11 protein-coding genes are annotated in these 13,555 nt (G+C 63.9%); 5 read left to right on the top strand and 6 right to left on the bottom strand.

Annotation, left to right across the window (positions count from 1 at the left end; all coding sequences use genetic code 11):
* Positions 1-250: 250 nt before the first annotated feature.
* From aroQ to B0G71_RS27115, 3 genes are read left to right on the top strand one after another with little or no spacing between them, the layout of a single operon-like run.
* Positions 251-706: a type II 3-dehydroquinate dehydratase gene (gene aroQ, locus B0G71_RS27125; RefSeq protein WP_116145643.1), complete on the top strand. Its 456-nt coding sequence runs from the start codon at positions 251-253 to the stop codon at positions 704-706.
* The gene (locus B0G71_RS27120) at positions 703-1,641 is read left to right on the top strand and encodes a shikimate dehydrogenase (RefSeq protein WP_116145641.1); all 939 of its coding nucleotides are present in this window, start codon (positions 703-705) and stop codon (positions 1,639-1,641) included. Before aroQ ends, B0G71_RS27120 begins: the two co-directional genes overlap by 4 nt.
* A 49-nt stretch (positions 1,642-1,690) precedes the next feature.
* The gene (locus B0G71_RS27115; RefSeq protein WP_116145639.1) at positions 1,691-3,076 is read left to right on the top strand and encodes an MFS transporter; all 1,386 of its coding nucleotides are present in this window, start codon (positions 1,691-1,693) and stop codon (positions 3,074-3,076) included.
* A gap of 72 nt (positions 3,077-3,148) precedes the next feature.
* On the opposite strand, the gene B0G71_RS27110 is transcribed toward B0G71_RS27115, so the two are convergent.
* From B0G71_RS27110 to B0G71_RS27090, 5 genes are all read right to left on the bottom strand, one after another.
* Positions 3,149-3,844 (bottom strand): TetR family transcriptional regulator, encoded by a 696-nt coding sequence (locus B0G71_RS27110; protein ID WP_116123525.1) that lies wholly within the window; start codon positions 3,842-3,844, stop codon positions 3,149-3,151.
* A gap of 94 nt (positions 3,845-3,938) precedes the next feature.
* On the bottom strand, positions 3,939-5,219 hold the full coding sequence (locus B0G71_RS27105) for an FAD-binding oxidoreductase (RefSeq protein ID WP_116145637.1): 1,281 nt from the start codon (positions 5,217-5,219) through the stop codon (positions 3,939-3,941).
* Between the two features lie 133 nt (positions 5,220-5,352).
* On the bottom strand, positions 5,353-6,135 hold the full coding sequence (locus B0G71_RS27100; protein ID WP_116145635.1) for an anti-sigma factor domain-containing protein: 783 nt from the start codon (positions 6,133-6,135) through the stop codon (positions 5,353-5,355).
* A complete protein-coding gene (locus B0G71_RS27095; protein WP_116145633.1) occupies positions 6,135-6,704 on the bottom strand; it encodes an RNA polymerase sigma factor in 570 nt (189 codons plus the stop codon). The genes B0G71_RS27100 and B0G71_RS27095 overlap by 1 nt, the downstream gene beginning before the upstream one ends.
* Positions 6,705-6,935: 231 nt before the next feature.
* Positions 6,936-7,868 carry a dihydrodipicolinate synthase family protein gene (locus tag B0G71_RS27090; RefSeq protein WP_116145631.1) on the bottom strand — a complete coding sequence of 311 codons (933 nt, stop codon included), beginning with the start codon at positions 7,866-7,868 and terminating at the stop codon, positions 6,936-6,938.
* Positions 7,869-8,000: 132 nt separating this feature from the next.
* Between B0G71_RS27090 and B0G71_RS27085 the strand changes: the two genes are divergently transcribed.
* Both B0G71_RS27085 and B0G71_RS27080 read left to right on the top strand, forming a co-directional pair.
* Entirely contained in the window at positions 8,001-8,984 is a 984-nt protein-coding gene (locus B0G71_RS27085) for a LysR family transcriptional regulator (protein WP_116145629.1), read from the top strand.
* A 196-nt stretch (positions 8,985-9,180) separates the two neighbouring features.
* A complete protein-coding gene (locus B0G71_RS27080; RefSeq protein WP_116145627.1) occupies positions 9,181-12,261 on the top strand; it encodes a transglycosylase domain-containing protein in 3,081 nt (1,026 codons plus the stop codon).
* Positions 12,262-12,313: 52 nt separating this feature from the next.
* Here B0G71_RS27080 and B0G71_RS27075 read toward each other — a convergent pair whose 3' ends face one another.
* A complete protein-coding gene (locus B0G71_RS27075) occupies positions 12,314-13,540 on the bottom strand; it encodes an ROK family transcriptional regulator (RefSeq protein ID WP_116145625.1) in 1,227 nt (408 codons plus the stop codon).
* Between the last annotated feature and the right edge of the window lie 15 nt (positions 13,541-13,555).

Below are 13,555 nucleotides of genomic sequence, written 5' to 3'. Positions count from 1 at the left end.
CATGTCCGGCGGCGGCCATGCTGCAATGCGGAAAATGGACCAGTTCGTTACACGGCTCAGCAAAACGCAAGCCACAAACTCCCACACTAACCGAAGTCATCGGCAGTTTATACAAACTAACTAGATGGTACAAATTCGTAGAAACCCCAAATGACGGCGGCGCCCAATGCGCGCACACTTCGCTCACGTTGAAAAACCACGGCGATTGCCGTGGCTGGCCTGTTTGCCTTACCTGGCGGGAGTGGTTGTCATGAGTTTTGCGTCAGTACTGGTCCTCAATGGACCGAATCTCAATCTGCTCGGCACGCGCGAGCCGGCTATCTATGGCTCGGAAACGCTCGACGACGTCGCGAAACTTTGCCGCGATGCGGCAGAGCGCCTGAATTTGTCCATCGACTTCTGTCAGTCGAACGCCGAACATCAACTGATCGACTGGCTGCACGCGGCGCGAACCAAGGTCGACGGCATCGTGATCAATCCGGCGGCTTACACGCATACGTCGGTGGCCATCGCCGACGCGCTGACGGCCATCGAAAAGCCGGTCATCGAAGTGCATATTTCAAACGTGCATCGCCGCGAGGCGTTCCGGCATCACTCGTACGTGTCGGCCGTGGCGGACGCGATCATCATCGGTTGCGGCACGCAAGGCTATGTACTGGCTTTGGAGCGGATGGCGACCATTCTTAAGAATAGGGCGGCGAAATGAACGTACAAGCGAACGTACAAGCGAACGTACAAGCGAACGTACAAGCGAACGCACAAGCCAACGCGCAAACCAGCTCACAGGCAACACCGCATTCCTATCTGGTCGGCCTGATCGGCGCGGGCATCGGCGGATCGCTGTCGCCGGCCATGCACGAGGAAGAGGGCAGCAAGCTCGGTCTGCACTATGTGTACCGCCGTATCGACCTGGAAGCGCTGAAACTCGACGTCGCCGCGCTGCCCGATTTGCTGATGGCGGCCGAACGCATGGGCTTCAACGGTCTGAACATCACGTACCCGTGCAAGCAGGCCGTCATTCCGCTGCTCGACGAACTCTCCGACGACGCGCGCGCCCTCGGCGCGGTCAACACGGTGCTGTTCAAGGACGGCAAACGCACCGGCCACAACACGGACTGGTCCGGTTTCGCGCGCGCGTTCCAGCGCGGCTTGCCGGACGTGTCGCTGGAGCGCGTCGTGCAACTCGGCGCGGGCGGCGCAGGCGCGGCAGTCGCGCACGCCGCGCTGAACATGGGCGCGAAGTCGCTCACGCTATTCGACGTGGACGCCACGCGCGCCGCGTCGCTCGCGGACGAATTGCGAAAGCGTTTTCCGGCCGCCACCGTCCGCGCCGGCAGTTCGCTCGCCGAATCGCTCGCGGCCGCCAACGGCCTGATTCACGCCACGCCCACGGGCATGGCGAAATTGCCCGGCTTGCCGTTGCCGGTTGAATTGCTGCACCGCGATCTGTGGGTCGCGGACATCGTCTATTTCCCGATTCGCACCGCGCTGTTGCAAGCCGCCGAAGCCCTTGGCTGCCGCACGCTGAGCGGCGGCGGCATGGCGGTCTATCAGGCGGTCGACGCCATGCGCATTTTCACCGGTCTCGAACCGGATGCAGAACGGGTGTACACCCATTTTCAGTCGTTGTTGCAACGCTAACCGGCAGCGTGTCGACCGGTAACAAGCAGATCGAGGAGACGACCACCCCATGCAGCAACCGATACAATCCAGCCCCGCCGACGCCGCCGCGCCGCAAGGCGCCACCGTCAGCACCGCGCGCCGTTCGAAAGCCCGCTATCAGATTCTGGCGCTGCTCGCGGTCGGGACCATGATCAATTATCTCGACCGCACGGTGCTCGGCATCGCGGCGCCGCAGTTGACCAAAGAACTCGGCATCAACGCCGCGCTGATGGGGCTGCTGTTCTCAGTGTTCTCGTGGAGCTATGTGGCCGCGCAGATTCCGGGCGGCCTGTTCCTCGACCGCTTCGGCAGCAAGGTGACGTATTTCCTGTCGATGACCTTCTGGTCGCTGTGCACGCTCGCGCAAGGGCTGGTGCACGGCATCGGCGCGCTGTTCGTATTCCGCCTCGGCCTCGGCGTCTCGGAAGCGCCGTGCTTTCCGACCAATAGCCGTGTCGTTGCCACGTGGTTTCCGCAGAGCGAACGCGCGATGGCGACCGGCACGTACACCGTCGGCGAATATATCGGCCTCGCTTTCTTCAGCCCGTTCCTGTTCATGCTGATGGGCACGTTCGGCTGGCGCTCGCTGTTCTATGTGGTGGGCGGCGTGGGTCTTGTGTTCGGCGTGATCTGGTGGATGTTCTACCGCGAGCCGCGCGATCATCCGTCGGCAAATCAGGCGGAACTCGACTATATCGAAGCGGGCGGCGGTCTGACGCATCGGAAGACGAACGCCGATGCAGCGGCCGCCACGGGCGCGGCGGCAACGGCGGCATCGGCACAAAGCGGCTTTGAATGGCGCACTATCGGACGCCTGCTCAAGCATCGTCAACTGACCGGTATCTGCCTCGGCCAGTTCGCCGGCAACTCGACGCTGGTGTTCTTCCTCACCTGGTTCCCGACATATCTCGCCACCGAACGCCATATGGCGTGGCTCAAGATCGGCTTCTTCGCGATCATGCCGTTTATCGCCGCGTCGATCGGCGTGATGTTCGGCGGTTTATTCTCCGACTGGCTGTTGCGCCGCGGCAAGTCGCCGAACGTGGCGCGCAAGCTGCCGATCATCGCCGGGCTGCTGCTCGCTTCGACCATCATTCTCGCCAACTATGTGGATAGCAACGTGGCGGTGATCGCGATCCTGTCGGTGGCGTTTTTCGCGCAGGGCATGGCCGCGCTGGGCTGGACGCTGGTGTCGGACATCGCGCCGGACGGCCTGCTCGGCGTGACCGGCGGCATCTTCAACTTCGCGGCGAACCTGGCCGGCATCGTGACGCCGCTGGTGGTGGGTTTCATCGTCGCGGCAACTGGCTCGTTCGTCGGTGCGCTGGTGTTCATCGGCGCGATCGCGCTGGTCGGGGCGCTGTCGTACATCTTCATCGTCGGCGATATCAAGCGGATCGTGCTGGTGGATTGAGCGCCTCAGCGCCGGACAAAAAACGGGACGTGGCGAAAGCCGCGTCCCGTTTTTACTTGAGGCCCGATTGCCTCAATCGTCCTTGCGCACGAATCGCAGCACGGCATCCACAATCATCGCGCGATGCCGCGCACGCAAACGCGGGTGCGACGGATCGCGGCCGAAAGCCGTGCCGAACGTATGGCGATTGCCGACACGATGAAAGCACAGCGAACTGATCAGCAAATGCAGATCGATCGGATCGATATCGCTGCGGAACTGCCCGGCCGCAATACCGCGCGAGAGCAGATCTTCGATCGTATGAATCACGGTGACGTTGCGGCCTTTGAACGTCTTGACCTGCTCGACGTATTTGGCGCCGTGAATATTTTCGATCGTGACGAGCCGCACGAAATCGCGCTGGCGGTCGTGATAGTCGAACGTAAATTCGACGAGCGCGCGCATGCCTTCGACCGGATCGAGTTCGCTGACGTGCAGATCCTGTTCGAGCGCGCGAATGTCTCCATACACCTTTTCCAGCACCGCCTGGTACAACCCTTCCTTGCTGCCGAAGTAGTAATACAGCATGCGCTTGGTGGTGTTCGTGCGCTCCGCGATCGCGTCGACGCGTGCGCCCGTCAGTCCCATCGCGGAGAACTCCTGGGTCGCGACGTCGAGAATGTTGCGCTTCGTCTGTTCGGGATCGTACTTGCGCCGGGCGTCGGTACGCGGAGTGTCGGACGGGATGCCGGTGGTATCAGGCTCGGCAGCCTTGCTTCCCTTTTTCATTGTGTATTCGAGCGGCGATGACGGCGCATTCTAGCACGGTCAAATCGGCCTCCGGAGCGGGTCTCGGGCATGTGCGGGCGCGTTTCGGTGGACATCAAACCGCAGGGCGGCGGCGCGCGGCGAGCGCATCGCGTGTCTGCATGGCGGTGTAGGTCAGTTGCGCGGCCGCGAGGCCGAGCGCGCCGTAAGCGGGTGTCAGGCCAAACGACGCAAATGCCTCGGGCACCGGACGCTCACCGGCAATCGCCGCCGCCAGCAACTCGCCGGATACGGTGGTCGGCGCCATGCCGTGTCCGCCGAAGCCGACCGCGTACCAGACGCCGTCCGGGCTGCGGCCGATCTGCGGCATCTTGTGCCGCGCGTAGCTCATCAGGCCGCCCCACGCGTACTCGATGCGCACGTCGCGCAACTGCGGATAGACCTTGAGCAGATCGCGCTGCAACAGCCGCGCGATCACTTCGGGCGCGCGGTCGCGCACCGAGATGCGGCCGCCCCACAGAATCCGGGTGTCGGGCAGCGGCCGGTAATAGTCGAAGGCGAAGCGCGTGTCGTAGATGGCGGCGCGCGTATCGATCGCGTCTTGCAGACGCGCGCCGAGCGGTTCGGTCGCCATCACGTAGGTGGCGATCGGCAGCACCGCGCGTTCGACCAACGGATAGACGCGGCGCGCGTAGCCGCCGCCCGCCATCACCACGTGTTGCGCGTCGAGCGCGCCGTGCTGCGTGTGCACCACGAAGCCCGCGCCGTCGCGCTCGAGACGCACGACCGCCGAATTCTCGTGGATCCGCACGCCGGCATGCGCCGCGGCGTTAGCCACGCCAAGGACGTACTTCAGCGGATGAAAGTGGAATGCGTTGCGCTCGAACAGACCGCCATGGTAACGGCGCGTTTTCAGTTGCGAAGCGAGCTGCTGCGCCGCTACCGGTTCCCACTCGACGCCGAACGAATCGCGCATCAGGCGCCGCTGCGATTCCAGTCGAGCCGGTTCGTCGAACCAGTTGGCGAGGATTACGCCGGCGTCGGTCGCGTCGCAGTCAATGTGATAGCGCGCGATCCGTTTGCGCATTAGATCGACGGCGTCGGTGGTCAGCGTATAGAGTTCGCGGGCGCGTGCGGCGCCGAGGGTTTTGAGCAGATCGGCGCAATCGAGGCTATAGCCGCCGAACACGAACCCGCCGTTGCGACCGGACGCGCCGAAACCCACTTGCCGCGCTTCGAGCACGGTAACGTCGGCAACGCCTCGTTCAGCGAGTCCTAACGCCGTGGACAATCCCGCCAGGCCGCCGCCGATGATGCAGACGTTGGCGCTACGCCGGCCGGCCAGCGGCGCATAAGCGGACGTACGGACGACAGTGGCTTCGTAAAAGCTTTGCATAGCGGCTAGGGTAGCGGCAATCGCGCCCTTGCGTCCAGCCGGCGCGCTGCCGTTGAGTGGAACCGCGTATGAAAACAAGGGCCGACGTCCGCATCGAGCGAATAGCGGCCCTGTCCTGTTGCGGACGGAACGTCTAGGACACCGGCAGCAACTTGCCGGTGAACACGACTGGACCGCTCGGCGCGTTGTGATCGGGCGAGCCGCCCGGCGCTTCGATCGACACGGCCAGCGCCGCGTAATTCTCCGGTTTCTGCTGGCCAGCGGTGACCTTGCCGTTCGCGCTGTCCGGCAGCATGCCGAGCGAGACCGGATGGCCGCTCGCCGGAATGCCCCATAGTTCCATCGCCCGGCCGGCGGGCAGGTCGACCTTGCCGAGCGGATGCACCGTCATGGTCGAGTGCGCTTCGTCCCATGCGACCAGCATGACCGGATGCGCGTCCTTATTGTTCAGCACGGCGACATGCGACACGGCTGCTTCGGGTTGCTGAGCAACGGTCGGCGCCGTGACGGGCGGCGTGGCGGACGGCAGCAGCGAGCGCACCGCGACCACCACGGCAACCGCGGCGAGGCCCGTGACGCCGAGCGCCCAGCCGCGCCAGAATGCCAGATTCTCGAAGATGCTGCGCGACGGCCGCGCGGGTGTTTCCACCACGGTGCGCGGACGTGCCGCCTCGCGCGTGGCCGCGAGGCCAAGGCGCCGTTCGATGGCGTCCCAGACGGCGGCCGGCGGCATGCGCGGCTCGGCGAGTTCCGCCATCGGCGAGATGCGCCGCTGCCATTCGCCGACGGCTTTGCGGATCGTCGCGTCGTGGTCCGCGTAGCGTTCGAAGCGGCGCCGCGCGCTGCCGCGCAGCGTGCCGAGCACATATTCGGCGGCCAGCAGATCGACGAGCTGAGGATAGCGATGCAGATTCATCACTCGCCTCCCAGGCAGGTCTTCAGCTTGGCGAGGCCGCGCCGGATCCATGACTTGATGGTGCCGAGCGGCACGCTCAGCACTTCGGCGATCTCGCTATGGCTCTGATCGCGCAGATATGCGAGGGCGACCGCCTGGCGCTGCGCGGGTTCCAGCTGCTGCATGCAGCCGGCCAGCAGACGCGCCTGCAGGCTGACCGCGGTCAGCGCTTCGGGATCCGGGTCGCCGGTCGCCACGAGATCGTCCAACGCATCGCTCCATTCCGTTTCCTGCGTATTGACCCGCCGCAGATGATCGAGAGCACGGTTGCGGACGATCGCCGACATCCACGTCATCGGGGCGGACAATGCGCGGCGATAGTCGCCGGCAAAGCGCCAGATATTGACGAAGCTGTCCTGCAAAACTTCTTCGGCCCACTCGTGCCTGCTCAATATACGGAGCGCGAGGCCGAACAGTTTCGGGGCGGCGAGATCATACAGCTCGCGCAACGCCGCGCCATCTTGTTTGGCGACACGTTCGAGCAGCTCGGCGAGCGTTTCCGGCGTCAGTTCTCGAGGATTGGCGGTCATGGAGGGAGTCAGGGTGAGCTTGCGCGCCTATGTTACTCAACTTCTCCGCTAGCTTGTACGTGGTTTTTTTTCGGCGGCCTGCATCCGTTAGAGCGAGGTTTGCGTATGTGGCTGCGGAGCGCGGCGTTGCGTGTGCTCGCGCCATGATGATAGGACGCGCCGCGCTGCGTTTTCAGGCAGTCAGGGCGCGCGGGGTGCGTGTGAGTGGGAGCAGGGCCGTTGCGGCGCGCTTTAACGACCCCAGCGCAGCACCAGGGGATCGAGCCGCCGCGCGACCTTCAACAGTCCTTCGCGCGTGGCCGGATGCATCTGCGGCAGCGGATGGCGCACCGCATCCGAGCGGATCACGCCGCCTTCCTTCATCAGCGCCTTGCACGAGGCGAGGCCGCCCTGGCGGTTCTCGTAATTGATGAGCGGCAGCCATTGCTGATAGTGCGCGGCGGCCGCCTCGGTGTCGCCGGCCGCATAGGCGTCGACGATCAAACGGATGCCGTCGGCGTAGCCGCCGCCCGTCATCGAACCGGTTGCGCCCGCATCCAGATCGGCCATCAGCGTGATGGCCTCTTCGCCGTCCCACGGACCCACGATTGCATCGCCGCCCAGTTCGATCAGCTCGCGCAGCTTGTTCGCGGCCTGCGGCACTTCGATCTTGAAGTACGACACGTTATCGATCTCGCGCGCCATGCGGGCGAGAAACGGTGCGGACAACGGGGTGCCGCTGACCGGTGCGTCCTGAATCATGATCGGGATATCAATCGCGTCGGACACCGTACGGTAGAACTCGTAGATGCCACGTTCGCCGATGCGGATGGTCGCGCCGTGATACGGCGGCATGACCATCACCATCGCGGCGCCCGCGGCCTGCGCGCTGCGGCTGCGTTCGGCGCATTGATATGAACTGAAGTGCGTGGTCGTGACGATCACCGGCACGCGGCCCGCGACGTGTTCGAGCACGACGTGCATGAGCGTGTTGCGCTCATCGTCGGAGAGCGCGAACTGTTCGGAGAAGTTCGCCAGAATGCACAGCCCGTTCGAACCCGCGTCGATCATGAAATCGATGCAGCGTTTCTGGCCTTCGAGGTCGAGCCGGCCGGCGTCGTCGAAGATGGTCGGCGCGACGGGGAACACGCCGCGCAATGCAGCAGGATGGGATGACTGGATCATGGTTGTGCGTTTTCGTGGGTGTGGGAATGTCTCCACTGGCGACTATACGGCGGTCGGGCAGCGCGGGTATATTGAATTGTTTCCATCTTGTGATCGCTTTTGCGACTCACCGATGCTTCAACGCGATCCGCCATGAAAAACACCCTCAACGTCCTGCTGTCGAAACTGCGCATGAAACAACTCCAGTTGCTGATCGCACTCGACGACCTGAAGTCCCTGCACAAAGCCGCCGGCGCGATGTCCATGACGCAATCGGCCGCCAGCAAGGCCTTGCAGGAACTGGAGTCGATGCTCGACGCGCCGCTCTTCGAGCGCTCGAAGAGCGGCATGATCCCGAACCAGCTCGGTCACTGCGTGATCCGCTACGCGCGGCTCATGACGACCGATCTCACCGCGCTCTGCCAGGACGTCGCCGAGATACGTTCGGGGCGCGGCGGGCGGCTTGCGATCGGCGCGATCATGGGCGCGATTCCGGAGTGCGTCGTGCCGGCGCTGAATCAACTGCATGCGGCCCAGCCGGATCTTTCCGTCGAAGTGGTGGAAGACACGAGCGCGCGCATGCTGCAGCAACTCGACGACGGCCGGCTCGATCTGGTGATCGGCCGCGCAGCGGTGGCGGCCGATCCGTCGAAATATCACTATCGTCCGCTAGGCGACGAGCCGCTCTCGGTGGTGGTCGGCTACGGTCATCCACCGTTGCCGAAGAAAGAGGTGAAACTGCGCGATCTGGCCGGCCACCGTTGGGTGATGTATCCGTCGCACATGCCGCTGCACGCGCTGCTCGAACGTGAGATGGATCTGGCCGGTCTGCGGATGCCGGATAACCCGGTTTCCACGGCCTCGACGTTCGTGACGGTGGCGCTTCTGCAAAGCAGTCACGATCTGGTTTCGCTGTTGCCCACGGCAATCGCCGGCTTGTTCGTTCGGCAAAAAATGCTGCGCCTCGTGCCGGTGAAACTCAAGTCGCCTTCGCAGACTTTTGGCATCGTGACGCGCAAGGGCGGTGTGCTGTCGCCGCCGGCGGAACAGTTCATTGATCTGCTGTGCACGCAGCCGGTCGAACAGGCGCAGGGACGGCTGCCGGACCGGCCGGCGAGAAAGCAAAAAACCGCCTGAAGCGGCGGTTTTTTCATCACAGGAAAGACGCTCAATATCGCATGGCAATTCACGCCGCGCCATGCTTCGCAAACGGGTGTTGTAGCCGCGACACTCTCGGGTAAATCCGAACGGATCGCGGGTTCGCGTTCCGCGCTACACTGCTTCGAAGGTGTGCCGGCCCTGAAGAAACCGGTGCCCGCTCGGGGAGAGCACCATGAATCGGCCGCTGATTCGTTTACCGTTTCGCGCAACGGGCACGACGCCTGTGCGCAAGTGGATCAAATGGGCGCTGGTGGCGGCATTTTTGCTTGCGCTGGCATTGGCGGCACGCTTTTGCCAGATCGAGATCGAAACCTCGCGATTGCAGGCGCACTATCTCTCCGAATTGACTCGCGACGTCGGTTTTTCCGTCGCGGACGGTCCCAGTCACTCCATCCGTTTTCCCCAAGCCGACAAAGGCCCTTACGACAGCCGCCTGGGCTACGCATTGCTGCCGTCCATCGAGCAGCGTCTGTTGCAACGCGGCTTTGAAATCACCACTCAGGCGCGCGACTCCGAGCGGATGCTGTCTCTGGCGGACAACGGCCTCTTTTTGCCGTACGAAGAAAAGGATCAGGCGGGCCTGCGACTCTTCGACGGCACCGGCGCGCCGCTCTTCGCCGCACAGTTTCCCGGCCGCGTGTACGACAGCTTCGACGCGATTCCGCCGCTGGTCGTGAATTCGCTGCTGTTTATCGAAGACCGCTATCTGCTCGATCCGAACCAGCCAAACCGCAATCCGGCTATCGACTGGGGCCGCTTTAGCCGCGCATTGGCCGATCAGGGCGTGCGCGTGTTCAATCACCATCAGTCGCAGCCCGGCGGCAGCACGCTCGCCACGCAGATCGAAAAATTCCGCCACTCGGCGGGCGGCCGCACGGCGACGCCGCCGGAGAAACTGCGGCAGATTGCGTCGGCTTCGGTGCGCGCCTATCTGAACGGCCCGCAGACCATGCCGGCGCGCCGGCAGATCGTGGTCCACTATCTCAACTCGGTGCCGCTGGCCGCGCAGCCGGGCATTGGCGAAATCAACGGTATCGGCGACGGTCTCGCCGCCTGGTATGGCCGCGATTTCAACGACGTCAACCGCATCCTCGCAGCGCCTTCGACCGAACAGAATCTGCCGGAGCAGGGCGTGGCGTTCAGGCAGGTGCTTTCGTTGATGATCGCGCAACGTGCGCCGTCGTATTTCCTGCATCACGGCTACAAGGAACTCGAACGGCTGACCGACAGTTATTTGCGGCTGCTGGCGAACGGCGGCATCGTGTCGATCCCGTTGCGCGACGCCGCGCTCTCCGCGGTGGTCGATTTGCACCGCGCGCCCGCCAAAACGGCCAGTGCGGATTCCTTCGTGTCGCGCAAGGCGGTGACGTCGATGCGTTCGCATCTGCTCGCCGCGCTCGGCATGCCGAGTTTTTACGAACTCGACCGCCTGGATCTGCAGGCGAACGGCACACTTAACAACGCCGTTCAGCAAGCCGTGAGCGACCGGCTCGCCGCTGCCGCCACGCGCGACGGCGCGAAAGCGGCGGGCCTGGTCGGCTTCGAAATGCTGCGCGCGTCGGACGATCCGTCGAGAATCGCCTATAGCTTCACGCTGTTCGAGCGGCGCGACGGCGCCAACCTCGTGCGCGTGCAAACCGACAGCGTCAACCAGCCGTTCGACATCAACTCCGGCGCGCGCCTGAATCTCGGTTCGACGGCGAAACTGCGTACCGTGGTGACGTATTTGCAGATCGTTTCCGACCTGCACAAGCGCTATGCACCGTTGAGCACGGCGGAACTGAAAGCCGTGAAGTACGATCCGAACGATCAACTCACGCGCTGGTCGCTCGACTATCTCGCGCACACCTCGGACCGTTCGCTGCAAGCCATGCTCGACGCGGCCGTGGAGCGCAAATACTCGGCTAGTCCCGGTGAAACGTTCTACACGGGCGGCGGCGCGCAGACCTTCAACAATTTCGAATCCGACGACAACAGCCGCATTCTGACCGTACACCGCGCGTTCCAGCATTCGGTGAATCTGGTGTTCGTGCGGCTGATGCGCGACATCGTCCACTATGAAATGGTGCAGACCACCGGTCCGTCGGCACAATGGCTGGCCGATCCTGAGATGCGCAAGATGTATCTGACGCGCTTCGCCGATCAGGAAAGCCGCGTGTACATGAATCGTTTCTACACGAAGTATCACGGTAAGACGCGCGATCAGGCGCTCGCACTGCTGCTGCTCGGCGTGCGCAAATCGCCGCCCAAGGTGGCGACGGTATTGCGCAGCGTCGCGCCGGACGAGTCGAATGCGTGGTTCAACGCGCAAATGCGCGCGGCGCTGAAGAACACGCCGGCCGCCTCCGTGCTCGACGACGAAGACCTCGCGAACCTGTATGCCAAATACGCAATCGACCGCTTCAATCTGAACGATCGTGGCTATATCTCGAGCGTGCATCCGCTGGAATTGTGGACGCTCAACTATCTGCGCGAACATCCCGACGCCACGCTCGAACAGATCCAGAGCGCGAGCCGCGACGTGCGTCTGTCGACTTATTCGTGGCTCTTCAAGACGCGCTATCACGCGACGCAGGACCGCCGCATCAAACGGATGGTCGAACTGCGCGCTTACGATGCGATCGGCAAATCATGGCAGGCGCTCGGCTATCCGTTCGCGACGCTCACGCCTTCGTATGCCGCGGCAATCGGCGCGTCGGGCGACCGGCCGGCCGCGCTTGCACAACTGATCGGCGTGATCGCCAACAACGGCAACAAGGTGCCGACGGAAAGTCTCACGCAACTCGACTTCGCGAAAGACACGCCTTACGAAACGCACTTCAAGCGCGCGGCGGTTGCGCCGGAGCAGCAGTTGTCGCCGGAAATCGCGAGCACGGTGAAAGTGTTGCTGCGCGATGTGGTGACGGGCGGCACGGCGAAGCGTCTCGCGCAAGGCATGACGTTCCCCGATGGACAGACGTTGGAGGTGTACGGCAAGACCGGCACCGGCGATCAGCGCTTCAATGTGTTCGCCAAAGGCGCGCGGCTGATCGAGTCGCGCAAGGTGAACCGCAGCGCGACTTTCGTGTTCGCGATGGGCGACCGGTTCTACGGCACGTTGACCGCGTGGGTGCATGAACCGTATGCCGCGCATTACGAGTTCACCAGTGCGCTGTCCGTGCAATTGCTGAAGTCGTTGGCGCCGGTGTTGCAGCCGTTGCTGAATGAGACGCCTGTGAAGACGGCTTCGGTTACGAAGGTTGCCGCGCAATGAGCATGGAGTGAAGGATGCCGGCGTTGACGCTAACGCATCACAACGTCAGCGTTTAATAGACCGTCTCCGCCGCCGGCTTCAGGAACAACTCGTGCACCGGCGCGAAATGCGCGTAGAGCGGCAGAATCGCGCCGCCCATCGCACGCGCATCGGCGCCGATCGCGCCTTCCAGTAATTGCGGACGCACCATGCCTTCCCATTCGAAGCGATCGAGCACGCGCTCGGTGCGGCGAATGATTTCGCGCAACAGTTGCCGGTCGAGTTCGCCGTCGATCACGATCGCATCGAGATCGAGCAGGGCGGCCGCATTGGTCAGTGCAGTGGCAATTGCGGGGCATGCGCTGTCGAGCCACTGCTCGGTGTGCCGCCACAGTTCCGGCGACAACGCGCGATGATCGTGCGCCGCCGCAGCCGGCGCGCCCGCATCGGTCAACAGCTTTTCGAGCACGAAGCCCGACGCCGCGTGCAGCAACTGACGCGCGGGTTTGCGCGCGCCGCCTTCACGCAGCGGAATCGAGCCGACCGCGCCCGCGTTGTCGTGCGGGCCGCCATGCAGACGGCCGTCGATCACAAGGCCGCCACCGATAAACGTGCCGACGAACAGATACAGGAAATTGTGAATGCCGCGCCCCTGGCCCATCACGAGTTCGGCGGCGCACGCGGCCGTGGTGTCTTTGGCGAACTCGACGGGCAAGCCCGTCATGGTGGCGATGCGCGAGCGCAGATCGATCTCGTTCCATGCTTCCAGCGCGTCGGGCGGCGCGCCGAGAAAGTCACGCCAGCCGCCGAGCCACAAAGGCGCTGCGACGCCCACGCCGACCACCTGGCTGGCCCTCGCGCCGAGCGTCTGGTGCACGCGCGCCAGTTTATTTTCGAGCGCGGGAAACAGCGTGCGTGGATCGGGATACGCGTAATCGAAGACATCGCGGTGCACCACGTGGCCGGCAAAATCCATCGCCAGCACGTCGAGACTGCGCCGTCCCACCTTGACGCCGATGGTGTACGCGCCTTGCGCGCGCAACGCGATCGGCACCGACGGCTGGCCGATCCTGCCGCGCACGCGCGCCTGCTTTTCAAGCAGCCCGTCGTCGATGAGACGCTCGACGATCATCGACACCGTCTGCATCGAAAGACGCGTGAGGCGTCCGACGTCGGCTTTCGGCAGCGGCCCATGCAAGCGGATCGCCTGCAACACGATGCGCTCGTTGAACTGCCGCATGCCGACCTGATTCGAGCCGACCGTGCGTTTGAGGGGCGAACGGGTGCCGGTGGTTTCCATGGTGGGCGCCCGCTC

Origin of the sequence: Paraburkholderia sp. BL27I4N3, from assembly GCF_003386115.1 — a bacterium.
In the GTDB taxonomy this organism is placed as follows: domain Bacteria; phylum Pseudomonadota; class Gammaproteobacteria; order Burkholderiales; family Burkholderiaceae; genus Paraburkholderia.
The sequence above is the reverse complement of the archived record's forward strand: the minus strand, read 5'-3'. Positions and strand labels throughout refer to the sequence as shown.

What these genes read in the sequence shown, in the direction of transcription:
- aroQ (WP_116145643.1), top strand. Translation starts at nt 251, where the DNA reads ATGAGTTTTGCGTCAGTACTGGTCCTCAATGGACCGAATCTCAATCTG.
- B0G71_RS27080 (WP_116145627.1), top strand. Translation starts at nt 9,181, where the DNA reads ATGAATCGGCCGCTGATTCGTTTACCGTTTCGCGCAACGGGCACGACG.
- B0G71_RS27115 (WP_116145639.1), top strand. Translation starts at nt 1,691, where the DNA reads ATGCAGCAACCGATACAATCCAGCCCCGCCGACGCCGCCGCGCCGCAA.
- B0G71_RS27120 (WP_116145641.1), top strand. Translation starts at nt 703, where the DNA reads ATGAACGTACAAGCGAACGTACAAGCGAACGTACAAGCGAACGTACAA.
- B0G71_RS27090 (WP_116145631.1), bottom strand. Translation starts at nt 7,868, where the DNA reads ATGATCCAGTCATCCCATCCTGCTGCATTGCGCGGCGTGTTCCCCGTC.
- B0G71_RS27095 (WP_116145633.1), bottom strand. Translation starts at nt 6,704, where the DNA reads ATGACCGCCAATCCTCGAGAACTGACGCCGGAAACGCTCGCCGAGCTG.
- B0G71_RS27105 (WP_116145637.1), bottom strand. Translation starts at nt 5,219, where the DNA reads ATGCAAAGCTTTTACGAAGCCACTGTCGTCCGTACGTCCGCTTATGCG.
- B0G71_RS27100 (WP_116145635.1), bottom strand. Translation starts at nt 6,135, where the DNA reads ATGAATCTGCATCGCTATCCTCAGCTCGTCGATCTGCTGGCCGCCGAA.
- B0G71_RS27075 (WP_116145625.1), bottom strand. Translation starts at nt 13,540, where the DNA reads ATGGAAACCACCGGCACCCGTTCGCCCCTCAAACGCACGGTCGGCTCG.
- B0G71_RS27110 (WP_116123525.1), bottom strand. Translation starts at nt 3,844, where the DNA reads ATGAAAAAGGGAAGCAAGGCTGCCGAGCCTGATACCACCGGCATCCCG.
- B0G71_RS27085 (WP_116145629.1), top strand. Translation starts at nt 8,001, where the DNA reads ATGAAAAACACCCTCAACGTCCTGCTGTCGAAACTGCGCATGAAACAA.